Raw genomic sequence first — 26,805 nt, forward strand, 5'->3', positions numbered from 1 at the left:
TTATGGTTTTCAGAACTTATTTCTTATCTTTTGGTATTCTCTAGGTGAATATCCTTTTAGCTTGTGGAAGAGTCGGCTGAAATAAAGCTGGTTATCATACCCGACCATCTTAGAAATCTCATTGATGGAATAAGTTGTTGTTTCAAGTAAAATCTGAGCATTGGTGATTCGGATTCCTACTGGATAGTGGATTTGAAAGTCAAAGAACGTTTAACCGAACATTTAAAGAAAGATACAAAATATCGCCGAGTGACTATCGGAGTAAATGCGTGAAAGATATGTTGTTATAAACGGTTCTATTAATGGAAAAGAGCTTTCTGTATCCACAAAGAAAAATCCGGAACGGAAGTTTCAGACGGAAACCCATACCGTTATAGGAAAAGCAGCCGGAGACTTCCAGAACCAACAGAAGATCCAGAAAAATGATCGTGAACAGAGGCTGGCAGGAATCTACTACAACCGAGGAAGAAATGCAGGCTGTAAACCGGAACATCAATGAGCAGAAAACGCAGACCATCGAGACGCTGCGGCAAACCATTAAGGAATGGGACATTTCATGAAGAATTGGAGAAACTGTTTCCAGAATTAAAATAGACACATATAATTGAACCGGCCTTTCATACATTGAGAGGGTATTCTTAATCAAAACATAAGGGAAATCCGTATAGAAATCAATGAAGATACAAAGGAAACAATGCAGGAGAAGATTAAACGGATGCCGGTTACAGAAGCAAGCCGAATGGCAGTGTACTAAAATTTGGTGGATGTAACTGAAGAAAAAATATGATATAATGTGAGTAACAAGTCGGGATTTATAAAGGAGAATATTGATGAAACTATTTTTATGTTCGCACTTTTCAAGTGTAGGAAGTCTGATAAAGGAAGAAATTGAAAATAAGAAAGTCGCATTTATTCCAACAGCTTCACTGCGTGAAGGCTACACCGGTTATGTCGGCTCGGCTCGAAAATTATTCAAAAAGTTGGGAGCAATCGTAACTGAAATTGATATTTCAACGGAGGCTTATTCAACGATACAGTCTGTTTTTGAAGAAGCAGATGTGATATATTTTACCGGCGGAAATTCTTTCTTTCTTATGGACCAGCTCCGTAAAACGGGAACTGATGGACTGCTGAAAAAGGAATTGGCAAATGGAAAATTGATGATCGGCGAGTCGGCAGGCGCAATTATATGCGCTCCAAGCATCCAATATATCGAGCAAATGGATGAAAAGCCGGAGGACTACTCACAAGAAGATGATGCAGGGATTGATTTGATTGATTTCTATGTTCTTCCGCATTATCTTACAGCACCATTTAAGAAAGTTACCGAGAAAATAATGACTGAGTTTTCGGATTTGAATCTATGCCCAATTAACAACCGTCAGGGAATTGTAATTGATGGTGAAGATTCAAAGGTTATTTGCAAAGACTAATTTGAAAATTTCAGTTTGCCGATGCTAAAAGGTTAAAACAGAATATCGCGGAGACGATGGACTATACGATTTATTAAAATATATTATCTATGCGAGTTTCTACATAATTGTGATTAAAACGGGTATGGATTTCTATGGGTATAAGCGCTTTCCGAAACTATACGAATCGTATTCTGCACCGTGGTATACAGAAGCATTACTGTATATCGCTGCCTCGCTTTTCGTGATTGTCGTATGTTTTGTGCTCAGAGTAATCATTGGACGAAAGATGAAGAAGAGGTGAGCTATATGTTTATGCTGTTTGAGTTTATGTTTCCGATTATCTTCGTAATGGTTTTTGGCATGATCATCTTCCAGTTTGTGACAGGAATCGGAACATGGCATAAAAACAATCAGTCACCGCGTTTGTCGGTGAGTGCAACCATCGTCGCAAAGCGTGAAAATATCACACATCATAGCCATGCAAATGCGGGTGACCTGTCTGGAACTCATGGCTACCATTCGACTTCAAGTACCAGCTACTATGTCACGTTTCAGGTAGAGAGCGGTGACCGGATGGAACTGTCGGTTTCTGGCAGAGAATATGGAATGCTGGCGGAAGGCGACATTGGGAAACTTACGTTTCAGGGAACGAGATATCTGTCATTTGAGCGCGTGTGATTCTGGAGGTGATAGTGTGAAAGGAAGTAGACGAGGAGGTGATTTTAAGAAAAAGTTTATGTCAATTCAAGTTAACGAATCCAGAATTAATGTCGCGATGGTCTTCTAATAATGAAGAACCAATGTCACATTATTTAAATAATTCATGTTACCGAGCACTCTGGAAATGCCCTGATTGTGGTGGCGAATATATAAGTTCTATTCGAGATATGGCAACGGGAAACGTGGATTGTGTGTATTGTTCAATGAAAGAAGTTCTTCCGGGTGTTAATTCCTTTGCCGTATTGCATCCGGATTTAATGAATGAGTGGAACCATTTGGATAACTATTTGTTATGTGATCCTGATCAGATTTTGGATAATTGCATAACACCTGTTTGTTGGACATGCCCAGTGTGTGCACACGATTATAAGTGCTCACCAAAGCAACGGATTCTTTATCAAAAACGAAACATGGATGCTTGTACTTTCTGTAAAGGTTTGCGAAGAAAGGAACGGCATTATATTTGACTAAGAGAAGGTCACTTTACATCCCTCAAAATGGGTAAAGTGACCTTTAACATCAATTATGCGACGGGGGACAGCTCGGCTTCTGGAACAAACAAGACGGCAGAAACAGAGCAGGCCACACAGGCTGTTACGCAGGCAGCTTCTCGGCAGACCAGCACGGAATCCTATATCCTCAATACCAATACAAAGAAATTTCATCGGCCGTCCTGTTCATCGGTCAAACAGATGAAGGAGAGTAATAAAAAATCCTCATCAGAGAGTAGGGATGCGCTGATTGCTGCAGGTTATGATCCGTGTAAAAAATGCAATCCGTAAAAATGTGTCAGATATTTAAAAAATATGGAAGAGGAAGGTTGTAGTTCTATATTGCAATACTTCTTCTTTGCGCATATTGGATATGCTGTTGAGGGCGACTGTTGCACGCAGAAGGTAAGTTGCGCCGGTCTGCGATAATGTGCTGTTTGTATAAGGAAAAGGACAAGGAGTTATGATGAATTTTAGTGGGATATTGATTGGTGTGCTTACCTTTTTTCTGATTGGATTGTTCCATCCTATTGTTATATATGCGGAGTATTACTTTGGAAGCCGCTGTTGGCCGGTATTTTTGCTGGTGGGCATTTTGTGTATGATTCTATCCGTAAGAATGCAGGAAATACTTTGGTCGGTTTCCCTGGGTGTTTTGGGCGTCAGTTGCTTTTGGAGCATTAAGGAACTGAAAGAACAGGAAAAAAGAGTGGCAAAAGGATGGTTCCCGAAGCGGAAGGTGGATAAGCACTAAAGAAGAAAGCGGGGAGATGAGAAGATGGCGGTATGGAGATTACAGGTGAATACTGGAGGAGCGAACGTTGCGGATTATTGCTTGCAAAACCATGTTGCAGCACTTTGGGCTGGCAAGGTACTTGCTATGGAACGTTTACGAAATGAGAGATAGAGCGTATGGAAATAATCTATACGTTGTCAACGCACCATAGCGTTTACTATACGTTCTATTTTTTGCCTTTTTAAGAAAAGTGATTAAAAAACTATTGACAATTTGTTACTGGGAGAGATAGAGAGTGCGTTTTGATGAACTTTTTGAAATGAGAAAACTGACAGGAATAAAATTAAAGGACTACATCAGTGGCAATGGATTCTCTAAGGTATCGTTCTGCAAAAAGGCAGAAATTTCTCGACCTACTTTAGATAAAATTTTAAATGGCGAGATAGATAGTAAAAGCTCATTCGATAAGCATTTGAATAAAATTTTTACCAGTTTGGGCATTGGCCCGGATACTTTGATGGAATTTTCAACGAAAACGCAAAGCGTAGATGCGATGTACTCGCAAAAGGCTCTGATAAATTATCAAATGAATGATAAGGCAAAGATGGAGTATGATCTGTTGCAGGATATTTTAAACCTTTGCAGTGTTTATTATTAGAGGCAGAAGGCTATGAGTGAACAAACTACAGCAGCCAACTTAGACGAAGTTATTGAGACACAGATGAAGCAGAGTGAGAGTGCTTGAACTAGGAAAACCGATGGCATAGACTATAAGCAGTCGAGGTCATCGGTTTTTACTTGGCAAATATGAATTTTAAACTTTATTTTAGCAAAATACTATTTTCACTTTACACGGAAATAAAGTACGAAATTAGCCTTTTTTACCTAAAAATTTTTTTTACTTTTTGCCTTTTTGCCCTTTACTCTATTTCTCTCAGCTGCACCTTATTCCTTGCGCTTCGCCGCCGTTCATCCTCCAGCGCCGCATAATGCTTCTTCGTCGTATTGACATCACTGTGTCCCAAAACATCTGCGACGAGGTAAATATCGCCGGTTTCACGGTACAGATTCGTGCCGTAGGTGCTGCGGAGTTTATGTGGCGTGATCTTTTTTAGCGGTGTGACGAGCTGTGCGTATTTTTTGACCATTTTTTCCACGCTGCGTACGTTAATGCGCTTACGCTGCATGGAGAGGAAGAGTGCTTCTTCGCTGCCTTCCTCTGGGACAATATGTTCACGCTCGCTGAGATAGTCCTGAAGCGCATATTCTACCTCGGCACCAAAATATACGATGACTTCCTTTCCGCCTTTTCGATGAATCCTAAGACCACCGTTTCGGAAATCAACATCGTTGATATTCAGTCCGACACATTCTGATACACGAAGCCCCGTACCAAGCAGAAGCGTCATCATCGCCAGATCTCGCAGCTTGGTCTTTGCATGGTAGGCTTTCTGTTTTTCGGTCAGACATTCGCCATCCTCAACCTCATCCAGGAAACGCGCCACCTCGTCAACATCGAGGCGTATAATTTCTTTTTCATGAATCTTGGGAAGCTGCAGAAGAGAAGCGGGATTATTCTGAATCCGCTCGGTCCGGTAAAAATAGTTGTAAAAGCTTTTGACCGTCGATACTTTCCGCATGATACCCCGCTCTGTATTCATCAGATCCTCACGTTTTTCGGTCGAATAACATTTCAGATACTCCATATATTCTTCCAGATCCATCAATTTGATTTCATCCAGAAGAGAGAGCGGCAAATCGCGCAGCTTCTTTGATTTAAGCTCTGGATTTGCTTGTTTCAGGAAATCAAAAAATGTCTTTAAATCATAGGCATACGCAAGCCGGGTGCGCGCTGATGTACGAGGTTCAATGCCGCGGAAGAAATCGGTACAGAACGGTGGCAGCTCTTTCAGAATGCCTCGGATTCGTTTTGTGTTTTCGATGTCTTCCTGTTCGTGGTAGGAGAGTGCAGCCATATCACAATTCCTCCTTTGGTGATGATGAAAGGTCCGAATGTATCAAATTTTTCAGGTGTCGATCGGTCCGTTCCGGCCATCGGGATTGTTTCCATCAATAATCGCATGGAAAAAGCGATCTTTTACCCCCGGTGAATCATGGTTGAGTTTCTTTGTTAATTGCTTCACATACTCGCGTTTTGTTTTTCCATCTACCGGGCATGGATTTTTACAGACTGGAAGATGGTATTTGTTTTTAAATCCGATCACATCGGCTTCCTGGACATACATCAGCGGGCGGATCAGAGTCAATCCCGTTTTGTCCAGATGGGTTTTCGGCGAGAAGGAATAGAAACGTCCCTCATAAATCAGGGATAAAAGCATGGTTTCGATCAGGTCGTCGCGGTGATGTGCATAGGCGATTTTATTACAGCCAAGTTTCAGTGCCGCTTCATTTAAAGCGCCTTTTCGCATCTTGGCACAGAGCGCACATGGATTGGATTCCTGACGGGTTTCAAAGAGAATCTTGCCGATTTCCGTCGGGACGACCGTGTAGGGCACGTTTAATTCATCACAAAGCTCCTGAACCGGTTTTAAATCAAATGCAGCCGCATCCGATGAAAGCGTCGGCGACAACCGGTTCGAAACCTCCGGAGAAAGTGCCTGAAAGCCCAGATCAACTGTAATAGCACAAAGTTCAAATGGTTCCGGGTAAAACCGGCGAAGCCCTGTAAAGCATATAAAAGTGTCAGGCTGTCTTTACCGCCAGAAATACCGATAGCTATTTTATCGCCGGATTGAATCAGACGATAGTCATCAACCGCCTGGCGGGTTAAACTTAGAAGACGTTGAAGTTTCATGAGAACATCCTTTCAAATATAACGAATGAATAGTTTAGCAAATAGATTAAGTGCATACACATATTTATATTTCAAACTATTCGATAAAGTAGGCTTTCACGAATAGTTTTGTCCATCTCCCTATCATACCATGTTTCCCTTTATTTGTAAATAAATCATTTTATGAATTATTCAATATCGTATTTCAGCATAAAAACAAACCTAAACACAAAATGGATGGATGCCGCCTTTGCCATTTACCAGCAAAAAAACAAAGGTAACATCCATCCAACTCTTAATCCAAAAACGCCCGGTAATACGGCCAGACCGTATGGACCTTTCCGACCGTTACATTGCTTGCACTGCCGGATTCATGTACGCCCAGTATGGTTCCGTCTGCGTTCCAGCCTAAAAACATTACAACGTGCGAATCACCGCCAAGCTGGACAAGCAAGTCGCCCGGCTGAAGCTCTGCGCTGTTGATCGCCCGTCCTGTCCGCACAATCTCGTAGGTGCTGGCGGCACCCATTCTATTGCCAAGCGCGGTCCAGTATACCCAGTTGACCCATCCAGAACAGTCAAGCCCTGACAAAATCCGTCCCTTGTAATCCGGGCTTGTCACGCTGGCAAAATGATTGCCGGAAAGTCCTGCTGTACTCGGTTTTCCTCCATAATAATATGGAATCTTGCCAACGGAATTGAGCGCGCATGTGATAACGGCACGCCGCTCCGGTGATAAATCCTCTGGAAGTAAATCCAGGTAAGACGCAATTTCTGCCGGTGTCAGCGGATTCCCGAGTGCAAACTCTGAACTGGCAATCCCGTACATTCCCTGCCAATCCTGAGCAGCGAGTGTCTGGGCGGCTGTCTGTTTTTCTTCCGTCCAACCCTGCCAGTTCCCGACAGCCTGATTTCCCGTTCCATCGAGTGCAAACAGATTATGCTTCTCTTTCAGACCGGTTGTCTTAACGGTAATGGTCAGATCAACATGTCCCGGGCAATATTTTCCGTTTTCATTTAATGTAACTGCCGCAGCGCTCTCCGCACTGAACGTCGCCTCTGACGGGGACGCTGCCGCTTTTGATTCGGCTGCCTGCTCCTGTGTGGAAGCCCCCGGTCCCTGTGCCGGTTTGACATAATTATTTGCTGTGGATGCCGCCTCGCTCTCCGTTAACGGCTCTTCTGCCGCTGTCTGACTGTCTCCTGCGCCCTGGGCATCTAAAGCCTCCGAGGATGCCTCTCCTGCTGCACTGCCGCTCTCCACATCGTCATCTGCTGTTCCCTCTGTCGCCGGCTCGTCCGGCAGTTCTGTACAGCCCTCACAGTAATACACATTGCTAATGCTCACGTGGTACTGGTGGGAACTGGTCCAGAGCTGATTGATATAGGTATTGAACAGGTCTGTATTTTTCCAGTCCAGGCTATATGTATATACATTTGCCATAGACAAAATATCGGTCGCATTGGATACGAGGGACGTCGGCTTTCCGTCTCCGTCACATATCTGGAAACGGATATTTTTCCAATTTGGAACTACCCAGCTCGCCGGGTCCTGTGCGTTATGCTCTGGATTGGAGGGATCATAGCTGCCGAGTACCTGTGCAGCTAGCAGCCCCATTTTCTGTGAAGCCGTAAGCGGTGTCGTCTGGATCCACCCGTAAATCTCCGATATCCACTGTGCATCCCGTGTTCCAAGCGCTTCGTACATCTTCGCGCCCCAGGTATCTTCTGTCCCCATACTCCGGAATCGTTTTGCAAGTTTATACCATGGAAGAGACTCAAATGCCGCCAATGGATCAGACAGATCAACAGCGCTCTCTTCCGTCCGGAGCGCCATCAGGTTATACTCCGTTTCCGACGGAATATATTCTTCCGAGTCTGCTCCCAGACCATTTAAAAATCGGGATGCCATGTGAATCGGGTGTACCATTTTCTTCATCAGACGGTCGCAGAAGGATTCGTCTGTATCATTTTGTGTCTCCTGGTCTAAAATCCCATCTGCAATCACAACTTTATCAGCAGGCACACCGACTGATAAATCCACCTCCGGGCGCACTGCTTCGGCAATCCCGCACAATAAAATACCCGATGCCGCCATGAGCGCCGTTCGGATTATATAAGAATGTCTTTCTTTCATCATCATTTTCTTCATGTATCTACATTCAAAATCTTAAGTAACTATTTTGTTTTTATACCCCAACGCAATCTCATCTTCAAAGCATCCAGGCGCAAAAAACCGGTGCGTCCTTTCTGATTCTTCACCAGATATTCAAACACACCGGTTTTAATTATACTTTTATGCGTTCTCGTTTATCTTAAGAAATTCTTGTTTCTTTTTGGCGAATTCCTTAATAATTTCTACGGCACCGTCGATGCCTACGACACTGCTGTTGATGCAGAGGTTATAGCTCTTGGAGCTGCCCCAGCGTTTGCTGGAATAATAGTTATAATAACCAGAACGCTGCTTATCGGTCTTGATCATCACATCTTTTGCCTTATCGCGGGTAATATTGTGACGTTTCATCAATTCCTGAATCTTCACTTCCTCATCTGCACAGATGAAAACAGACACTACGTTCGGATAATCTGCCAGCGCATAGTCCGCACACCGTCCTACAATGACACAGGATTCTTCATCTGCCAGTTTCTTGATCGTGTCAAACTGTGCCAGGAAAATCTTGTGGTTGATCGGCATATCCATATAAGCCGATGTATTATAACCCATCGAATAGGTGTCCATTACCAGTGAATATAAGAAGCTGTTGGTTGGTTTCTCATCATGCGTCTTAAAAAGCTCTTCACAGAGACCGCTGTTCTTCGCTGCCAGTGCAAGAAGCTCTTTATCATAGCACTTGATTCCCAATGATTCCGCCAGTTTTCGTCCAATCGCTCTTCCGGAGCTGCCGCATTCGCGACCGATTGTAATTACTAAATTTTTTTTCATGTCTCCCTCAACTCCTTTCAAGTTCTGCCTTTATTATAACACAAGCTATCTGAAAAGTCATCATTTTTTCGGAATAAAAGGTATTTATTAGCGACACAGAAATAAACTATCTGAAAAAAATGTGTATACGAATCAGAACGATCTTACTATTCACGTTACTTTTACTTTCCAGCTTTTTTCCGCAGCTTCTCCAGCAGTTCTTCAAAATACGCTGGCAGCGGCGCAGAAAACTCCACATATTCCCCGGTCCGCGGATGGATAAAGCCTAAGACTCCCGCATGCAGGGTCTGCCCTTCCAGTGAAAATGGCTGCCGCGCCGGACCGTACACCTCATCGCCCAGAAGCGGATGACCGATGCTTGCCATATGGACGCGGATCTGGTGTGTGCGTCCCGTCTCCAGGCGGCACTCGATAAATGTATATGCCCCGAAGCGTTCCAGTACGCGGTAATGCGTGATCGCATCGCGCCCCTGTTTGGAGTGGATGCTCATTTTCTTGCGATCCGTCGGATGACGCCCGATCGGTGCATGGACAGTACCCTCATCCTCGCGCAGATTGCCAAATACGATGGCATAATACACGCGGGTGATCGAATGCACCTTGAGCTGTTCTGCGAGAGAATTGTGGGCGAAATCATTCTTGCACACCACCAGCACGCCGGTCGTGTTCATATCGATCCGGTGGACGATCCCAGGGCGCATGACTCCGTTGATGCCGGAGAGCTGATCCCTGCAATGGTACATCAGCGCATTGACCAGAGTCCCCGTATAATGCCCTGCCGCCGGATGGACAACCATCCCCTTCGGCTTATTGACTAAAATCACATCCGAATCTTCATACAAAATGTCCAACGGGATATTTTCCGCCTCGATCGCCGCCTCCTGCGGTTTTGGAACTTCAAAGGCGATAGTTTCCCCGCCATTTACCTTGAAACTGCTTTTAACCGCTTTTCCGTCTGCTGTCACGCTGCTCTCTTTCAGAAGTTTCTGCAAAAAGGAACGGGACAGATCCGGGCAGGCGTCCGCCAGAAATTTATCGATGCGGGTTCCAGCCGCCTCTTCTGGAACCAGATATTCCTGCATCATCGCCCCGACTCCTTTTTCGCACCTTTAAAAGAAAGAAATTCCAGTTCCTCATCCGAATAGAAGAAGAAAAACAGAAGGATCAGCGAGAAAGTCGCGATCACCACATAGCAGTCTGCCACATTAAAAATCGGGAAATCAATCAGCTTAAAATACAGGAAATCCACCACATATTTCTGTGTCAGACGGTCGATCATATTGCCAACTGCGCCTGATACGAGCAGAAACAAGCTGCACATCAGCGGCAGATACCGTTTCCCTGCCGGCATCCGGTAAACCGCCCACAACACCGCCAGAATGACTGCCGCTGCAATCAGGAAGAAGAATCCCTGCCGTCCCTGCAGCATTCCAAAAGCAGCGCCACGGTTTTCAGAATAATAAAATTCAAACACACCTTTAATGAGCACAAATGGCTTCTGCCCTTTCAGATGGACAACTGCCAGATGTTTTGTAAACTGATCCAGTCCGATGCTGACTCCCAACCCGATAAAAAAGATAAAGAACTGTCGTAATTTCGTGTTCATGCACCTGATTCCTTTCCTGCTATTATACCAGCACCTGATCGAGTGCCTGTTTCATCTCGTCCTCGGTTACCGTGCGATCCACGTAGGCATCGCCGATGGAATGAATAAGAATAAATTTGATGATGCCGGAATCCATCTTCTTGTCGTTCTTGGACGCTGCCACAATCGCATCTTTCTCAAGCCCGGATACCTGCGTACCGATATGGAATTCTCCCAGTGCTTCTTTGAAGCGGTTTGTTTCCTCCGGTTTGATCATGCCGCGGTTTTCCGACAGTTTCATCGCTGCCAGCGCGCCGAGTGCCACGCATTCACCGTGCAGAAGTTCAAAGTTTTTCAGCTTCTCGATCGCGTGTCCCAGCGTATGACCAAAGTTTAAAAGCATACGGTCGCCTTTTTCGGTCGGATCCTTCTCTACCACAGCACGCTTGATCTCATTGCTCCAGGTCACTGTCTTGCGGAGTGCCTCCGGTTTTCTCGCCCAGATATCTGCCGCATTTTCAAGCAGCCACTCATAATATGCCGCATCCTTGATCAGACCATGTTTGATAACCTCTCCCATACCAGCGGAAAACTGGTTGTCCGGAAGCGTCTGAAGCGTATTGATATTGGTAAATACCAGCTTCGGCATATGAAACGCGCCAACCATATTTTTGTACGCGTCAAAATCAACGCCCGTCTTGCCGCCAATGCTGCTGTCCACCTGGGAAAGAAGCGTCGTCGGAATCTGCATGAAGGCAACGCCGCGCAGATAGGTCGCCGCCGCGAATCCGCAGAGATCGCCCACAACTCCGCCGCCGAGTGCTGCCAGCATATCGTTGCGGTCAAAATGGTTCAAAATCAGGGTCTCATATAAATCCCGGACGGTGTCGAGGTTTTTGTGCTCCTCTCCCGCCGGAAATACGAACGAAATTACCGTCTTGCAGCACGGCGCCAGGAGTTCTTTTACCTCATTCAGATATAATTTTTCTACATTCGAATCCGTCACGATGCAGAGACGGCGGTTTGAAATGGAGAGTTTTTCGATTTCACCCGGAAGTGCCGAAAAATCTTCGGTCATCACAATATCATAGATCGCCTTCTCGTCCAGGTGAACGGTTACGCGATTCATTTTCTCATTCTTTACTTCTGTCATTTGTTTTCAGTCCTTTCTTTTTTACACATATTTATCCGCATAAACATACAGACGTCCCTTTTTCGACAATCCCCCGCTCCCGGCAAAGCGGAATTTTCCCATGCCGCGCACAGATACAATCTCGCCCTCTTTAAGCTGCACCGCCGGGGAAGTCACCTGTTTCCCGTCAATAAATACCTTTTCGCCCTCAATGAGCGGCAGTATCTTCGTGCGGGAGGATGAAAATACCATCGCGATCACACTGTCAAGACGCGGTGATGCAACGCTTCCACTCACGCGCTCCATCTTCGGTGTGATCGGCTCCGTCGCGTCCGCCTTGCGGCAGATCACGGAGGTGTGGCGCACCATCGTGAGTTCCTGGCAGAGATAATCCGCCATCTTTTCCTGGCAGAAGACGCAGCAGCCATTTTCCTTCATCAGAATATCCCCAATGCAGCTGCGCTCAATCCCCAGGTTCATGAGCGCCCCGAGATAATCCCGGTGCGTCAGCGCCTCACTGTAACGCAGGTTTGCCGGAATGACCTCCAACACGGCAATCGGAAGTCCAAACTCCTCATCATCATACGAAGCCAGAAAACAAAGAAGTTTGCGCTCTGCGCCCTCAAAGCCACCCGTCAGGCAAGTCCGCACCGGCGGCAGCGTCTTCTCGATCGAGTGAAAGATCGCCTGTTCATTTAACGACAAAAAGCCGGTACTTGTCTGTATATCGCGCTGATAACAGAGTCCGGCCAGTTCTATCATTCTCTTTTTTAAAAGCTGTTCTTCTTTTTCCTGCAGCATCGCGTGTTTCTACTCCTGTTCGAAAGTGCTTATATAAAGTATGCTCCTGCCCAGAGAGCCTGTATACAATCAGAAATCACACAAATTTCCGATTGTATAATAAATACTCCCAGGTTCAGATATATAGCGAACCTGGGAGTATATCAGTATCAGAAGTGGAGATTCATCCCGGAAACATTCATGGAACCGTCTGCTAAGAGTTCGGGAAAGTCGCCGGACAGCTCAACCGATGACGGTGTCGCAATAAAAATGTAATTGGAAATCTTCTGGAGATTTCCATCCATCGATAGGTCGCGCCACAGGTAAAATCAATGATACGCTGTGCAACCTCCATGTGGATTCCTTCCATATTTAAAACAACAGCTTTTCCAGCCAGCAGGTAATCGCAAATCTCTCTCGTATCCTCCATGGAAGTAGGTTTGATCAGAGATACTTCCATGCTGCGGCGCATCTGCACTACCTTATTGTTAGAGGAACGTGGCAGAAAACGCGGCTTAGATTCCTCCTCGTGGCGGTAATCATCCATCTCTTCGTCCCTCTTGCCGAAAGAACGCTTCTTAATCACCGGTTTTTCTTCTTCGTAATCTTCCTCATCAAAGTAATCGTCATCATTCTCTGTGAGACGCATTGTATCCATTAATTTGTTCAGAATACTCATAACCCTATTTCTCTCCTATCTTTGCCCTGGTTCCAAAAATGCCCGTACCGACTCTTACCATAGTTGCACCTTCTTCAATCGCTGTCTGATAGTCTCCGGTCATTCCCATCGAAAGGACATTCATAGTAACATTATCAATGTTTTTCCGTTTCATGTCAACATATAATTCATATAATTTTTTAAAAACACCACGATTTTCTTCCGAATTCTCTACAAATGGTGCAATCGTCATAAGTCCCTGTATGTGGACATGCGGGTACTTTGCAATTTCGCGTGCCGCTTCCTCGACTTCTTCCGGGGCAAAACCAAATTTGGACTCTTCTCCGGCGACATTGACCTCCAGAAGAATAGAAACGTCCAGATCACGTTTGACCGCTTCTTTTTCGATCTGCTCTGCCAGTCCCACCGTATCGACGGAGTGAATCAGAACTGCCTTGTCAATTACCTGACGGACTTTATTTTTCTGTAAATGTCCAATCATATGCCAACGGATATCAGACGGCAGCTGCGGTTCCTTCTCCAGAATCTCCTGCACCTTGTTTTCGCCGAAATCTCTGGCGCCGGCATCATATGCCTCTTGAAGCATCGGCACCGGCTTTGTCTTACTGACCGCGATCAGCGTGACATCCTCCACCTTCCGTCCGCTCCGCTCGCAGGCGTTCCGTATATTCTGACGTACTTCTTCTAACTGTTCCTGAACCATATGTGATACACCTTCCTTATCTCTATATTTTGGAAATATCATTACTGATATACGATCTGGCCATCCGATACGGTGCTGGCATCCAACACGATATGGTCATAAACCGATAATCCATATTTGGTTCCTTTTTCTACAATGTAATATTCACCGCTATTTGCAAGTTCTTTCACCTGCTTGAACACCGCGTATCCCTTATTAATATTGTAAGCACCTGTCAGCTTTGCCGTCGGTCCTACCTGGAAGCGCTCGTTTGAATCCGGCTTCACCAGATAATCGCCGCTCTTTAACAGCCCATCGTCGCTCTTCTCGACATAATAATACTCATCGGTCGAGCTGTAAATCTCTGGCGTGACAAATTCAATCGACGCCTTTCCGCCTTCGCCGTAAACTTCTTTATTGAAACCAGCCTCATCTTCAGTAGCGTTGCCGCCCGTTGTCATATAGTCAACTGGAATGGTATAAAATTCCTTCTCCATCACCGATGATACCGGAATTTTAAGTCCCTGCGTTTCCTCGCTGGAGATCTCAAAGGTCATAAAACGCTCGGATTCAAACTGGATCATGTAACGGTCCAGATCCAGGCGTCCATACAGATTGCCATCGGAACCGGTAAACATCGAATAATTTCCCCGGAATTTCATATCACTTCCCAACGGCTCGATCGCCAGTGTATCTTGATCGGCAAACTGCTCTTTATCCTTGTCATCCATCTGAAACACGATACTCCAGTTCTCCGATGTGATGATCTTGTACACCGGCGTGCCCGCCTCGATCAGTTCCCCAGCTCGTCCCACCTGCCGCGTATATTGACTCCGGTCAAACGAATCCGCCGTCACCTCCTCCGGCGCGACTCCCTCAAAAGAATCGGTCACATAGGAAATAATACCCGGCTGGGGCGCCGATATCTGTTTGTAATTGATACCCTGTGCCTGAAGCTGTGCATCCATATCGCCCAGCGCATTGAAATTCATATACTCTGCAACCGAAGCCTGCAAAGAATATTTGGCGTCGTAAACGCTTTCAAAGTGCTGATCGTTGTAGGATAAACAGAACGAACTGAGTTGTTTCTTCAAATCAGCCAGATTTTCTGCTGACAGGGACACCCCAGAGGACTGATTTTCTTCCAAAAATTTCCCCAGCTCGCCGGTCTCATCTAGCGAATAGACGCGCGCCCCAGCGCCTGCCCGCTTTCCCTCGCGCACATAATAGTTGACGTACCCGGTCTGCGGTGCATTTTCCACTGTCTCATCCCGAAACAGGATTCCGTTGTATTCTTTATTATTTACAATACTTCCCTCGACGACCTCATAAAACTGGACGTGATCCCGCCTGAGATATGTATAGACACTGAAAGAAAGATAGACGAAAATCATGGCAAAAATGATCATGCCTACATTGATATTCAATGGCTTTCTGTAGCGTACAATTTTCTTGTTTTTGGCCATGCAGCTCTATCCTCCCTTTTCCCGATGTACTTCTCTGGCAGCTGTTTCTGCAGTTTCACAGTTACCAGACAAAAATCCACGCAAATTTGTCTCCGGCCATGGACTTTTGCAATATTCTGTATAGCCCAACGTACAGCCTTTATTATACGAGTGAATTGTCCAAATTTCAAGATCAATTCATCCCGTCAATTATACAGAATCATCCATAATCTGCAGATGCCAGAAGGAGCGGCAGGGAGTATCGCCCGCATTCCGCATCGTGTGATAGAGATTCGGCTTGATATAGATCGAATCGCCCGGTCCTAAGAGATAAACCGTTCCATCCAGATTGACCTCCATCTTGCCTTCCAGAATGACTCCGACCTCCGCGTATGGATGCAGCCCCCAGGACGGCGGTGTATCTTTTGTCTCTGGATCATAGGTTGAAAACTCATAAATACCGCGTTTCTTTCCAAAATCCAGACGGCGGATTTGAAGCTTGTACTCATCATATTCATATAACTGCTGCTCCTCCTGGCGGATCAGGGTTCTCTCCTCGCCGGAAGGACTGAGCAGATCCCGGATCGAAATACCAAGCGCCACGCAGATGCGCTGCAGATTGTTCAGCGTCGGGCTTGCTTGGTTCCGCTCCAGATTGCTCAGATATCCCACTGACAGATCGGTAAACTGGGACAGCTTCTGGATCGTGATAGATTTACTCTTGCGAATCTCCTTGATCCGCTGTCCAATATTCTCCACTTCTTCAAATTCCATGCAATCCCTCCGAACGTTTTATTTTTACGGTTCTGCTATTTTTCATTATGCGTTCCGTTTTTTCCATGCCGCCTCGATCTGATCGAGCGCCTGTGCAATCACACTGCGCGAACTGCCCAGATTAAAGCGCATAAATCCAGATCCCTGTTCACCTGAATGCGTGCCCGGATCCAGCCATACCTTCGCTTCATCCGAGAAGAATGCCATCAATTCATCATCCGTCATCCCCAGTTCACGGCAATCCAGCCATGCCAGATACGTTCCCTCCGGTTCTACCAGTTGAATCTGCGGCACACGGTTTTTACAGAAATCGCGCACCAGTGCCAGATTGCCAGCCAGATAGCCGATAAGCTGATCCAGCCATTCCCCGCCGCCTTCATACGCTGCACGGCAGGCGAACAATCCCAGACGGTTCATATTTTCCTGACCAACATCCAGCAGCTCCGACCGGAATTTACGCCGCATCTCCGGATCCGGGATAAAGAGGTTTGATGTCGCCATGCCAGCCAGATTGAAGGTCTTGCTCGGCGCTGTACACATCATCGAATGAAGGCATGCTTCCTCTGAAATCGACGCATACGGAGTCTGCTCATGCCCCTGCCATACAAAATCGCCATGGATCTCGTCGCTGATCACGTATACATGGTGACGCAGGCAGATGTCAGCCAGTGCGGTCAGCTCTTCCCTCGTCCAGACACGGCCAACCGGATTGTGCGGATTGCATAAAATCATCAGTTTGACATGCTCATCCAGCACCTTCTGCTCCAACTCTTCCAGATCCATCTCATAATGTCCATCTTTTAAAACCAGCGGATTCTCCACCAGCGTCCGCTTATTGCGGAGGATCGCCCGGCTGAATGGATGGTAGACCGGCGGCTGGATCAACACCGCATCGCCCTCCTGGGTAAAAGCCCGCACTGCGATCGAGAGTGCAAACACGATACCTGGCGTGCAGGTCATCCACTCCGGCTGCAGAGTCAGATGATGGCGTTTCTGATACCACGCTGCCACCGCATCAAAGTACGACTCATCTGCCCGGCTGTAACCGAAAATCCCGTGATCTACTGCCTTTTTCAGCGCTTCAACCACGCTGTCCGGCGATCGAAAATCCATATCCGCCACCCAGAGCGGTAAAATATCCTCCGCCTTTCCATTCTCCTTCTTAAAATCGTGTTTGATCGACCACGTATGGATTCGATCGATCGGTGTGTCAAAATCGTACTGCATAGAAAATCCACCTTTCTGTTATATATCGTTAAAATTTTCCAAATTCAGCCATAATTTTAAAAAAATTCTAACTAATATTTTACACCAGTCGGCGATCAATGTCTACAATTACTCCTTCAATTAGCCAAAAAACTAAGAAGCTGACGAGGACAGGGCGGTCTGGCTTTCAGCTTATCAAATTGTACGCATTTTGAGCACAGATGTCCGAATGAGGCAGATGTAAGTCCGCATCAGGCGAGCATCTGTAGCGAAAGCAAGCGAACAATGATAAGTCTGAGAAGCCAGGCTGTCCTGTCCCCGTCAGCTTCGACGCCTTCACGAATCTATTTAATTTACTTTACCATATGACAAGCCACAAAATGCCCCGGCGTCACTTCCCGGAGTTCCGGCAGCTTCGCCCTGCACTCCTCCGTCGCATACGGACATCTCTCGGCAAAACGGCAGCAGTCCTTCGGGTTGATCGGGCTTGGAATCTCGCCCTTAACCATGATACGCTTCTTCTCACGCACCAGTCTCGGATCCGCAACCGGAATCGAGGACAGAAGCACCTGCGTGTACGGATGCAGCGGATGTGCATACAGCTCTTCGGAATCGGCAAATTCAACCATCGTTCCCAGATACATAACGATGACACGGTCGGAAATGTACTTGACGACGCTCAAGTCATGCGCAATGAAGAGATAGGTCAGTCCCATTTCTTCCTGCAGTTCCTTTAACATATTTAATACCTGCGCCTGGATTGAAACATCCAGTGCGGAGATCGGCTCGTCGCAGATCACAAACTCCGGTTCGACCGCTAATGCCCTGGCAATACCAATTCTCTGCTTCTGACCGCCGGAAAACTCATGCGGGAAACGGGACATATGGTCGCGGTTCAGACCGACGCGCTTCAGGATCGCCTCTACCTTCTGATCCACATCCTTGTCCGTCGCCAGTCCATGCAGTTTCATGCCGGAACCGATGATATCCTTGACCGTCATACGCGGGTTCAGGGAAGAATGTGGATTCTGGAAGATCATCTGCACATTCTTGCGGAATGCTTTTTCCTCTTCACGGGTGTATTTAAAAATATCTTTTCCTTTATAGGTAATCGTGCCTGCTGCCGGCTCATAGAGCTTTACCAGGCACCGTCCCGTCGTGGACTTGCCGCATCCGCTCTCGCCTACCAGACCTAACGTTTCTCCTTTATAAATCGTAAAATGCACGTGATCGACTGCTTTCAGCACCTTACCCCTGCCGACATTGAAATACTGGCAGAGATCGGTGACCTGAAACAAGGGTGTGCTCCTATCAATTTGTTTTGCCATGGTGTCCCCTCCGTTTCTCTTCCGGCAGTGCCGCAACATTTTTCTCTTCTTCCTGTTTCTGCGCCTCAGTCAGCCCTTTCATGATATCCACCTTCGGCGCATATTCATGCTGCAGCCAGCACGCACAGGTATGTTCGTCTGAAAGCCTGTGAAATTCCGGCTGTTCTTCATAACAGACCTTCATCGCAAACTCACAGCGCGCTGCAAACGGGCATCCTTTCGGCGGTGCGAACAGATCCGGCGGTGTTCCGTCGATGGGCACCAGCTTCTGATTCTTGGAGGTATCCAGCGTAGCGATTGATTTGATAAGACCTGCCGTGTACGGATGTGCCGTCTCATAGAAGATCTCATCAACCGTTCCTTTTTCAGCCACCTTGCCGCCGTACATAACAAGCACGCGGTCGCACATCTTGGCGATAACTCCGAGATCGTGGGTAATCAGGATAATCGAGGTGTTCATCTTATCGCGCAGTTCCTTCAGAAGATCCAGGATCTGTGCCTCGATTGTTACATCCAGCGAGGTCGTCGGCTCATCCGCGATGATGATGCTTGGCTTGCCAACCAGCGCGATTGCGATCATGACACGCTGTTTCATACCGCCGGACAGCTCATGCGGATACTGTTTATAACGGCGCTCCGGCTCATTAATGCCGACCAGACGCAGGATCTCCAGCGCCCGTTCCCTGACTTCTGCCCGGGTCATCCCCTTCCGTCCGACAAAGACCTCCTCGATCTGTTTTCCAACTGTCATGGTCGGGTTTAACGAGGTCATCGGATCCTGAAAGATAAATCCAATCTCCACACCGCGGATTTTCCGCATCTCGCGGTCTGTCTTGGTGATGATCTCCTCGCCTTTATATTTGATCGAACCGCCCTCAAAAAATCCCGGCGGCTCCGGATTGAGCTTTAAAATGCACTGGGAGGTAACACTCTTGCCACATCCGCTCTCGCCTACGATTCCAAGAATCTCGCCTTCGCGTACATTAAAACTAACATCCCGGACGGATTTTACCACGCCGCCGTATGTATGGAACGAAAAGGTCAGATTCTTGATTTCCAATATATTTTTAGCCATTGTCTCCTACCTCCTATTCCGTTCCTCTCAGTCTCGGGTCAAATGCATCCCGCAGACCGTTTCCGAGCTGGTTGAGCGCCAGTACGGTTGTACAGATAAAGAATGCCGGCACGTACAGCATATGCGGCGCTGCCGTCATCATACGGGTTCCCTCTTTTGCCAGAACGCCCCAGCTTGCCTGCGGCGGGGAAATGCCGAGACCGATATAACTCAAGAACGCCTCCTGGAAGATGGCGCTCGGGATTGCCATTGTCAGGTTTGTGATCAGAAGACCCATGATATTCGGGATGATCTCACGCACGATGATGGTGAACGCCGACTCGCCCATGACGCGGGCTGCCAGTACGAAATCCTGCTCTTTCAGGCGGTATACTTCGCCTCTGGTGAAACGGCAGGTTCCCGTCCATCCAACGATAACCATTGCAATGATTAAGCTCTTAACGCCGGAGCCTAATACTACCATAACCAAAATACAGACGATCAGGGATGGGATACCATAAATAACATCGATGATACGCATGACGATCATATCAAGCTTGCCGCCATAATAGCCGCAGAAACCGCCCAGCACCGTACCAATTACAGTATTTAAAAGGGCTGCCAGAAGACCGATCGTCAAAGAAACACGTGCGCCCATCCAGACACGTACCCAAAGGTCACGCCCCAGAGAGTCGGTTCCCAGCCAATGAGCTGCTGAAATCCCCTTGCTCATCGAGTAGGCATCCTGCTGGTCAAATCCGTAGTGGCTGAACATCGGTGCAAAGATCGCTAACAATCCATATGCAATCAACAGAATCAGGCTGAAATATGCCGCCTTATTTGTCCGGATTCGTCTCCACGCCTCCTGCCAGAAGGTCAGGCTTGGTCGGGAGATCGATTCCATTTTTTCAATATTTTTACCTACCATCTCAAACTTGTCGCGGGTAATCCTGCGTCCATCTGTCAGGTTTTCGGATGTGCCTGCTGCTGCGCCGGAATTCTCAGAAGGCAGCACATTTCCATCTTTCATTTTCATCTCACCCATACTGCCACCTACTTTCCGCCGATCCGCACTCTCGGATCGATCACGCCATACAGAATATCAACTACCATGTTGCAGAATACCAGGAATGTGCCGTAAAACGCCGTCATGCCAAGGATCAGGGAGTAATCGTTGTTCTGCACACTCTCAACATAATATTTACCCATGCCGGGGATAGCAAACAGGGACTCAATAACAAATGTACCGGTCAGAACGGCTGCTACCGTCGGACCGAGGATCGTGACAACCGGCATGATCGCGTTCCGGATCTGATGCTTCCAGGTCACACGGAACTTGGAAATGCCCTTCGATCGCGCTGTCTTGATATAATCCTGCTGGACTACCTCCAGCATACTCGCACGCATGATACGCGAGACGGACGCCATCGTGTAGAATCCCAGTCCGATCGACGGCAGGATCGTGTAGGCGAAGCCTTGTACTGCGCGATCGGGAACAGCCCCCATTTGACTGCAAAGAAATGCTGCAGCAGCGCGCCCATGATAAAATCCGGGACACTTGTACCAAATACAGCTACAATCACAAAGATTAAATCAATTTTATTGCCACGGTTTAATGCAGAGATAATACCAAATACAAGACCAAAGGAAATCGCAAAACATAATGCGCGGATACCAAGGTCTGCCGAATACGGAAATGCACCTGCTAACAGGTCATTGACGGTACGGCTCGGATATTTGGTAGAAAAACCGAAATTTCCATGAATCAGATTATTCAGATATGTCAGATACTGCTGGAGTAAGGGTTTATCGAATCCGTAGTAGGCACTTAAATTGGCCTTTGCGGTTGCTGACATTTTCGGATCATTGAACGGTCCGCCCGGCATCAGCCTTGCCAGGAAAAATACAACGGATACGAGAACAAACACAGTCACAATGGATATTCCCACCCGCTTCAGTATATATTTTTTCATAGGTTCACGCTCCTTTAACTACGGGAACATCCCAAATCCGGTTGTTCCGGCCGCCGGTTACGGCTCATTCATCCGCCAGGCAGCCACCGGATATGTACTGCGCTTCAGAAATCCAGCCGCTTTGCCGGATCCTGAAGCGCAGGTGCTTCAATCATCTTCTAAGGTTTTTCAATATGTTTTGGATAGATGATGGATTAGTTTGTGATGTCCACATACATATAGTCATAGTTCAGTCCAACAAAGTATGCGCCCAGATTCTGTACACGGTCAGATACCATATACGGAACCTCTCTTAACTGAAGCGCTACCAGTGCGCCGTCTTCCAGGAGTGTCTTCTCTGCATTGAACAGATTGTCCATACGCTCTTTACCGGAAGTTGTCTTGGAAGCGTCGATGTACTTATCGTATTCATCACTGTGGTAATTTAAGTAGTTGTAGCCGGAGGTGCTGTACCAGAGCTCCAGGTAGCTGTACGGGTCAGAGTAATCCGGTGCCCAGCCGCTCATGATGATATCGTACTCATCACTGTCCGGAACCAGGAGTGCGTTTTTCGTTGCGTACGGAACCATGTTGATATCTACGTTGATACCCAGGTTGTTCTTCCACTGGTTTGCAACAACCTCTGCCTCTTTCTTCGCTGTGTCAGAATCGGATACAACCAGTTTCAGGGAAATATCAGAAGCACTAGAAAGACCTAATTCAGATAATGCCGTATCCAGATACTCTTTTGCCTTATCCATATCACCCTGAAGTGGGAATGCCTCTAACGGATACTCGGTGCCGTACTCGCCGTCCACGCCGCGAACCTGCGGAAGCACATATCTCTGGTTAGCCTGATATAAGCCATTGTGGGTCAGAAGAATGTATTCTTCACGGTTGACTGCGTAGTTCATCGCCAGACGCAGGTTCTTGTTTGCCAGATATTTATTCCGGTGATTCAGTGCCGCATAATCGTCTGCGCCGTTGTAGTAGGACTGTGTCTTGCCCTCATACTGCGCTGCCAGCTCGGTTGGAACCTCTGCCAGATCCAGCTCGCCTGCATCGAACATCGAAACAGCAGTAGTCTGATCGGCTACGGTCAGAATCTCAACGCCGTCCAGACTGATCTTTTCATTGTCATAGTAATCTGGATTCTTCGTCAGTTCTACCTTGCCGTTACTGTATTCACTTACAACGAACGGTCCATTGTAAACCTGTTTATCGGCACTTCCGCCGAACTCATTGCCATATTTCTCAACCAGGTCTTCACGTACCGGCATGAATGCACTCATGCTTGTCATGCTGACAAAGTAATCAGCCGGATTCTCAAGCGTAATCTCCAGGGTAAAGTCATCCAGTGCCTTGACTCCCAGTTCATCCACCGGAAGTTCACCCTCACTGACCTTGGCACCGTTCTTTAAAACAGCACCCAGATAGCTGGCAGGGCAGGCTGCTGCCGGATCGCAGAGACGCTTCATACCGTACTCATAATCCTTAGCCGTAACAGTCTGTCCATCACTCCACTTTGTATCCTGACGGAGTTTGAAAGTATATACGAGACCATCATCGCTGACTTCATAGCTCTCAGCGGTTGCCGGCTGCAGCTCGCCCTGTACGTTGCGGTACAGACCATCATAGATATGATAGGAGACGGTCGCGTCTGCTACGGAGTTTGTCTTATCAGGGTCAATCGTCGCGATATCCGCCGTGTTGGAATAACGGAAAATCTTTTCGCCCGCTGCTGCTCTCTGGGAACTGTCACTTCCCGATTCAGCTGCCTTCGTATCATCCACCGAAGCGCTCGGAGTGGAACAGCCCGCTACACTCGCTGCCATCAGTGCAGCTAATCCCAGTGCAAGTAGTTTGTTTTTTCTCATAATATTCCTCCTTGTCCTTTTTTATTAAAGCTCAATCAGTTCCTTGGTGGCGCTGATCAGGTTTTCATTGCCTGTCTCCGTGATGAGAAGCTGATCCTCAATGCGGATACCGCCCCATCCTGGAATATAGATACCCGGTTCCACGGTCATGACATTATTGGCATGCACGATATTTTTAGAAACAGGCTCATAAATGGAATCTCATGGACAAACATGCCGACGCCGTGTCCGATTCCTGTGTAGTGATATGGAAAATACTCGGTCCCCTCGATGATCTTCGTGGATTCATAATATGCATCTGATGCCGAAACCCCGTCTTTTAAGAATCCTTCCACCGCGGCGACCATCTGCTGCTCAATCCTGTATACTTCCTTCTGCTTCGGCGTTGCGCGTCCGACTACCAGAGTACGCGTCATATCAGATAAATAACCGTGATACTGGCATCCATAATCCATCAGGACCAGATCGCCGTACTCAATCGCTTTCTGAGACGGGATTCCATGAAGCAGGGACGTTCTCGCACCGGAGATGAGGATATTGCCGTATGGCTGTGTATCCGCACCCTCCAGAACCATATAGAGCTTAAACGCGCCGCCAGCTCTTTCTCGGTAATGCCGACCCGGATATCCTTCTGGATCTTTTCATATGCCCTTGAAGCAATATCACAGGAGATACGCAGGCACTCAATCTCTTCCGGCCTCTTGATGGAGCGGAACTCCTCAATGATGCCGTCCGCCGGTACCAGCTCTGCTTTTACCTCCGACTGGAGATTCTGGTACTGTTCAACGGTCAGGTGGGATGCTTCATAGCCGATCGTCTTTGCTCCAACCTTTTCCGCCGCGTAGGCAAGTGCCTTTCCGATGGAGCCGTAGGTGTCTCTCCAGTTCAAAATCGTGTAATCCGGGCACTCATAGGAAACCTGCTCGGTGTAGCGCGGATCTGTCAGAAAGAATTTTTCCTGCTCCGTGATAAAAAGCCAGGAATCTTCGCCGGTATAATGGCTGACATACTTTACATTGACCGGGCGGCTGATGAACATGCCATCCAGGTGCTCTTTCTGCATATACGCAAGTAACTGTTCCATGCTTACTCTCCTCCCATCACTGATTCTATTTCTTCTATCGTTCTGGGGATGGATGCTGTCAGATTCTCACAGCTATCCTCCGTTACCAGGCAGTTATCCTCGAGGCGGAAGCCGATGCCCCATTCCTCGCAGTAGATGCCGATATCCACGCAGAAAACCATACCCGGCTCTACGATATCGACATCGACCAGATCATGTGTGTCCCAGCCAACATGGTGGGCGCCGCCGTGCCAGATATATCTGCCGACATCCTCATACCGGTCACATAAGCCGATCGCTTTGAGCTGTTCGAAATTGTATTCCCTCGCCAGCCGGTCCACGTCTGCCATCTTCATTCCCGGCCGAATGATGGAGAACATATGCTGCGAAGTCCGGTATGCACATGTGTAAAGAAGTCGCTGCCGTTCGGAAAACTTTCCGTTGCACGGCCAGCCGCGCGATACATCATTGAAGAGGTGGTCGTACTGGGCGCCTACGTCGTTGAGAATCATATCGCCGTCTTTCGCCTGCCCTGTGTACTCATAATAGTGAATACAGAAATTATTGGCTCCCGCGGAAATGATACTCGGAAATGCCGGTGCAAGGCATCCGTGCTGCGCCAGTGCGTAGTCGAATTCGGCTTTATACTGGTATTCGTACATTCCCGGCTTTGATGCTTCATCATCGCCAAAATGCCGTCCCTTGTAATCTTGACTGCCTCCCGCATCGCCTCGATCTCACACGGCTGCTTGATGGTGCGCTGGCGGCGTATCTGACGGGAAATATCCGTGAGTGTGGCTGCCGGGTACCACTTTCTAAGTTTCCGTGCCATCCGGATACTCTCGGTATCTGCATCCTCCGGATCGTGCCGGTACAGATCCATCGCAATCCGCTCAAACCGTCCGCTCCGCATCAGAAGTTTCAGACGGTTTTCCCACTCGCCGCTCGATGCGATCTGCGCGGTCCCGGATCGCGCCCTGGCCTCCTCCGGTGTGAACCGTTTCCCGGTCCACCGCTCGGCCAGCATATCCGGCGGAAGTATGTAAAGTGTTTCCTGTACCTCTTCTCCGTCCTTCTCTGCCATCAGGACTGTGTGTTCCTGCCCGATGCCGGTCAGATAGAGAAAACTCCGATCGGCATAAAACGGATAATTTTCATCGGCTGTTTTTCGGATGGAAGAACCGGAAAACAGGAGAAGCAGGGTGTGATCCGGAAGGCTGTCATACAGCCGCTGTCGGTTCCCCTGGTAGAATTCTGCATTCATAGTATTTTCCTTCCTGTCTTTTAAATGATTTCCGCATACTTTTGTATCTGTCTCACAAATAGACGCATCGGAATCTTTTGTCTCCCGACACGTGTCATTATACCGTATAAATCGAAATTTTACAATTATTTTTCAGTATATTTTGTAATTTTTTTATCCAATACAAAAAATTTCATATGCATGATAGGAAATACTTATAATTTTGAAAAAAATGTAAAAGCATATCTATTTTTTCCCAAAGGTGGTACCTGCAAAAGAAGCATTTCAATGAAAATGTGGAAAGATGGTTTTGAGCCCAAACTAGAAAATTAGAAAAAAAAGAGACCATCCAATTCTCCTTTTTCAGATGAATCGGACAGTCTCCTGTCTCCGCCCTGCGCTGACAGCTGCGGTTTCGTTCATTTTGAATCTCTTATAAAGATACTACAACACTTTCTTTCGCGCACTCTGGAAGATCGGCTGCATTCATGGATATGCTTAAAACGAATTTTACATGATATTTCTCACTGATGGTCTCCAGCGTCTTGTAGGTCTCTTCAATATCCGCTCCCTCGAGGCAGGCAAGTTTCAGGAAGCTGTCAAGATACATCTGCTCCAGATCATGATCCTGGCAGATAATACCACAAATAAATCCGATAAATCCATCGCTGGTATCAATCGGATATTCCTGTACATTGATAAGGCGAATCTGGTTATTCAACTCATACATATGTTTGGAACTCTTATCCAGATAGACAACGGAACCCTTGGCTTCTTTGACAGCCGTGTTCGCCATATCGAGTAAATATTTAGTTTTTCCTTTTCCCTTTGCTCCTGCGATGATCTGAACCATAACAATCTCCTCCTTGAGTTTATTTAAGTTGTATGTAAAATCTTTTATTGTA

31 protein-coding genes and 2 pseudogenes are annotated in these 26,805 nt (G+C 47.1%); 7 read left to right on the forward strand and 26 right to left on the reverse strand.

Annotation, left to right across the window (positions count from 1 at the left end):
* Window positions 1-9: 9 nt before the first annotated feature.
* Window positions 10-192 (reverse strand): helix-turn-helix domain-containing protein, encoded by a 183-nt coding sequence (locus tag DWX91_RS02010; RefSeq protein WP_333491415.1) that lies wholly within the window; start codon window positions 190-192, stop codon window positions 10-12.
* Between DWX91_RS02010 and DWX91_RS02015 the strand changes: the two are divergent.
* The 7 genes and pseudogenes from DWX91_RS02015 to DWX91_RS02055 all read left to right on the forward strand — a co-directional run.
* A pseudogene (locus tag DWX91_RS02015) lies at window positions 180-290 on the forward strand (AraC family transcriptional regulator); the annotation flags it as partial. The gene DWX91_RS02010 and the pseudogene DWX91_RS02015 overlap by 13 nt on opposite strands.
* A gap of 132 nt (window positions 291-422) precedes the next feature.
* Window positions 423-560 (forward strand): hypothetical protein, encoded by a 138-nt coding sequence (locus DWX91_RS16525; protein ID WP_181357141.1) that lies wholly within the window; start codon window positions 423-425, stop codon window positions 558-560.
* 270 nt (window positions 561-830) lie between these two features.
* Window positions 831-1,433: a Type 1 glutamine amidotransferase-like domain-containing protein gene (locus DWX91_RS02025; protein ID WP_007888235.1), complete on the forward strand. Its 603-nt coding sequence runs from the start codon at window positions 831-833 to the stop codon at window positions 1,431-1,433.
* A gap of 288 nt (window positions 1,434-1,721) precedes the next feature.
* Complete coding sequence (locus DWX91_RS02035; protein WP_106999873.1) at window positions 1,722-2,093, forward strand: DUF2500 domain-containing protein; 372 nt, start codon at window positions 1,722-1,724, stop codon at window positions 2,091-2,093.
* A gap of 539 nt (window positions 2,094-2,632) precedes the next feature.
* Window positions 2,633-2,917, forward strand: a complete 285-nt coding sequence (locus DWX91_RS02045; RefSeq protein WP_118472339.1) for an Ada metal-binding domain-containing protein — start codon at window positions 2,633-2,635, stop codon at window positions 2,915-2,917.
* A gap of 172 nt (window positions 2,918-3,089) precedes the next feature.
* A complete protein-coding gene (locus DWX91_RS02050) occupies window positions 3,090-3,380 on the forward strand; it encodes a DUF4491 family protein (protein WP_015552777.1) in 291 nt (96 codons plus the stop codon).
* Between the two features lie 277 nt (window positions 3,381-3,657).
* Window positions 3,658-4,020 (forward strand): helix-turn-helix domain-containing protein, encoded by a 363-nt coding sequence (locus DWX91_RS02055; RefSeq protein ID WP_118467674.1) that lies wholly within the window; start codon window positions 3,658-3,660, stop codon window positions 4,018-4,020.
* Window positions 4,021-4,282: 262 nt separating this feature from the next.
* Here DWX91_RS02055 and DWX91_RS02060 read toward each other — a convergent pair whose 3' ends face one another.
* From DWX91_RS02060 to DWX91_RS02165, 25 genes and pseudogenes are all read right to left on the reverse strand, one after another.
* Window positions 4,283-5,338, reverse strand: coding sequence for a tyrosine-type recombinase/integrase (locus tag DWX91_RS02060; protein WP_117795383.1), 1,056 nt, complete (start codon window positions 5,336-5,338; stop codon window positions 4,283-4,285).
* Window position 5,339: 1 nt separating this feature from the next.
* Window positions 5,340-6,177: pseudogene (locus DWX91_RS02065) on the reverse strand (tRNA 2-thiocytidine biosynthesis TtcA family protein).
* Between the two features lie 274 nt (window positions 6,178-6,451).
* A complete protein-coding gene (locus DWX91_RS02070) occupies window positions 6,452-8,308 on the reverse strand; it encodes an NlpC/P60 family protein (RefSeq protein WP_118472337.1) in 1,857 nt (618 codons plus the stop codon).
* A 144-nt stretch (window positions 8,309-8,452) separates the two neighbouring features.
* Entirely contained in the window at window positions 8,453-9,100 is a 648-nt protein-coding gene (locus DWX91_RS02075; RefSeq protein ID WP_022358645.1) for an AAA family ATPase, read from the reverse strand.
* A 161-nt stretch (window positions 9,101-9,261) separates the two neighbouring features.
* Complete coding sequence (locus DWX91_RS02080; protein ID WP_118472336.1) at window positions 9,262-10,185, reverse strand: RluA family pseudouridine synthase; 924 nt, start codon at window positions 10,183-10,185, stop codon at window positions 9,262-9,264.
* Window positions 10,182-10,706, reverse strand: coding sequence for a signal peptidase II (gene lspA, locus DWX91_RS02085; protein ID WP_106999863.1), 525 nt, complete (start codon window positions 10,704-10,706; stop codon window positions 10,182-10,184). Before lspA ends, DWX91_RS02080 begins: the two co-directional genes overlap by 4 nt.
* A gap of 22 nt (window positions 10,707-10,728) precedes the next feature.
* Window positions 10,729-11,838 carry a 3-dehydroquinate synthase gene (aroB, locus tag DWX91_RS02090; RefSeq protein WP_118472335.1) on the reverse strand — a complete coding sequence of 370 codons (1,110 nt, stop codon included), beginning with the start codon at window positions 11,836-11,838 and terminating at the stop codon, window positions 10,729-10,731.
* A gap of 21 nt (window positions 11,839-11,859) precedes the next feature.
* A complete protein-coding gene (locus DWX91_RS02095) occupies window positions 11,860-12,618 on the reverse strand; it encodes an RNA-binding protein (RefSeq protein WP_243017791.1) in 759 nt (252 codons plus the stop codon).
* A 193-nt stretch (window positions 12,619-12,811) separates the two neighbouring features.
* On the reverse strand, window positions 12,812-13,276 hold the full coding sequence (locus tag DWX91_RS02100; RefSeq protein WP_412693809.1) for a cell division protein SepF: 465 nt from the start codon (window positions 13,274-13,276) through the stop codon (window positions 12,812-12,814).
* 4 nt (window positions 13,277-13,280) lie between these two features.
* Window positions 13,281-13,979 (reverse strand): YggS family pyridoxal phosphate-dependent enzyme, encoded by a 699-nt coding sequence (locus DWX91_RS02105; protein WP_106999861.1) that lies wholly within the window; start codon window positions 13,977-13,979, stop codon window positions 13,281-13,283.
* Between the two features lie 41 nt (window positions 13,980-14,020).
* Window positions 14,021-15,424: an HlyD family efflux transporter periplasmic adaptor subunit gene (locus DWX91_RS02110; protein ID WP_118472334.1), complete on the reverse strand. Its 1,404-nt coding sequence runs from the start codon at window positions 15,422-15,424 to the stop codon at window positions 14,021-14,023.
* 189 nt (window positions 15,425-15,613) lie between these two features.
* Window positions 15,614-16,177, reverse strand: a complete 564-nt coding sequence (locus DWX91_RS02115) for a helix-turn-helix domain-containing protein (RefSeq protein ID WP_117795366.1) — start codon at window positions 16,175-16,177, stop codon at window positions 15,614-15,616.
* Between the two features lie 45 nt (window positions 16,178-16,222).
* Window positions 16,223-17,404: a MalY/PatB family protein gene (locus tag DWX91_RS02120; protein WP_118472333.1), complete on the reverse strand. Its 1,182-nt coding sequence runs from the start codon at window positions 17,402-17,404 to the stop codon at window positions 16,223-16,225.
* A gap of 332 nt (window positions 17,405-17,736) precedes the next feature.
* The gene (locus tag DWX91_RS02125; protein WP_118472332.1) at window positions 17,737-18,711 is read right to left on the reverse strand and encodes an ABC transporter ATP-binding protein; all 975 of its coding nucleotides are present in this window, start codon (window positions 18,709-18,711) and stop codon (window positions 17,737-17,739) included.
* A complete protein-coding gene (locus DWX91_RS02130) occupies window positions 18,695-19,786 on the reverse strand; it encodes an ABC transporter ATP-binding protein (RefSeq protein WP_118293701.1) in 1,092 nt (363 codons plus the stop codon). The genes DWX91_RS02125 and DWX91_RS02130 overlap by 17 nt, the downstream gene beginning before the upstream one ends.
* Before the next feature lie 13 nt (window positions 19,787-19,799).
* A complete protein-coding gene (locus DWX91_RS02135; RefSeq protein ID WP_243098950.1) occupies window positions 19,800-20,810 on the reverse strand; it encodes an ABC transporter permease in 1,011 nt (336 codons plus the stop codon).
* Window positions 20,811-20,818: 8 nt separating this feature from the next.
* Window positions 20,819-21,193, reverse strand: a complete 375-nt coding sequence (locus DWX91_RS17050) for an ABC transporter permease (protein WP_243015181.1) — start codon at window positions 21,191-21,193, stop codon at window positions 20,819-20,821.
* A complete protein-coding gene (locus DWX91_RS17055; protein WP_243098951.1) occupies window positions 21,148-21,738 on the reverse strand; it encodes an ABC transporter permease in 591 nt (196 codons plus the stop codon). Before DWX91_RS17055 ends, DWX91_RS17050 begins: the two co-directional genes overlap by 46 nt.
* Window positions 21,739-21,932: 194 nt before the next feature.
* Window positions 21,933-23,594, reverse strand: coding sequence for a peptide ABC transporter substrate-binding protein (locus DWX91_RS02145; protein WP_118472331.1), 1,662 nt, complete (start codon window positions 23,592-23,594; stop codon window positions 21,933-21,935).
* Between the two features lie 24 nt (window positions 23,595-23,618).
* Window positions 23,619-23,744 (reverse strand): M24 family metallopeptidase, encoded by a 126-nt coding sequence (locus DWX91_RS17820; RefSeq protein WP_284525703.1) that lies wholly within the window; start codon window positions 23,742-23,744, stop codon window positions 23,619-23,621.
* Window positions 23,741-24,163: a M24 family metallopeptidase gene (locus DWX91_RS17060; protein ID WP_412693811.1), complete on the reverse strand. Its 423-nt coding sequence runs from the start codon at window positions 24,161-24,163 to the stop codon at window positions 23,741-23,743. The genes DWX91_RS17820 and DWX91_RS17060 overlap by 4 nt, the downstream gene beginning before the upstream one ends.
* Window positions 24,049-24,678 (reverse strand): aminopeptidase P family protein, encoded by a 630-nt coding sequence (locus DWX91_RS17065; protein ID WP_243098952.1) that lies wholly within the window; start codon window positions 24,676-24,678, stop codon window positions 24,049-24,051. Before DWX91_RS17065 ends, DWX91_RS17060 begins: the two co-directional genes overlap by 115 nt.
* A gap of 2 nt (window positions 24,679-24,680) precedes the next feature.
* Complete coding sequence (locus tag DWX91_RS02155; RefSeq protein WP_243015187.1) at window positions 24,681-25,280, reverse strand: M24 family metallopeptidase; 600 nt, start codon at window positions 25,278-25,280, stop codon at window positions 24,681-24,683.
* Window positions 25,166-25,921, reverse strand: coding sequence for an aminopeptidase P N-terminal domain-containing protein (locus DWX91_RS02160; protein ID WP_118538227.1), 756 nt, complete (start codon window positions 25,919-25,921; stop codon window positions 25,166-25,168). Before DWX91_RS02160 ends, DWX91_RS02155 begins: the two co-directional genes overlap by 115 nt.
* 412 nt (window positions 25,922-26,333) lie before the next feature.
* Window positions 26,334-26,753: a hypothetical protein gene (locus tag DWX91_RS02165; RefSeq protein ID WP_022359521.1), complete on the reverse strand. Its 420-nt coding sequence runs from the start codon at window positions 26,751-26,753 to the stop codon at window positions 26,334-26,336.
* Window positions 26,754-26,805 lie beyond the last annotated feature (52 nt).

Origin of the sequence: Clostridium sp. AF22-10 (assembly GCF_003478725.1) — a bacterium.
In the GTDB taxonomy this organism is placed as follows: Bacteria; Bacillota; Clostridia; order Lachnospirales; family Lachnospiraceae; genus Otoolea; species Otoolea fessa.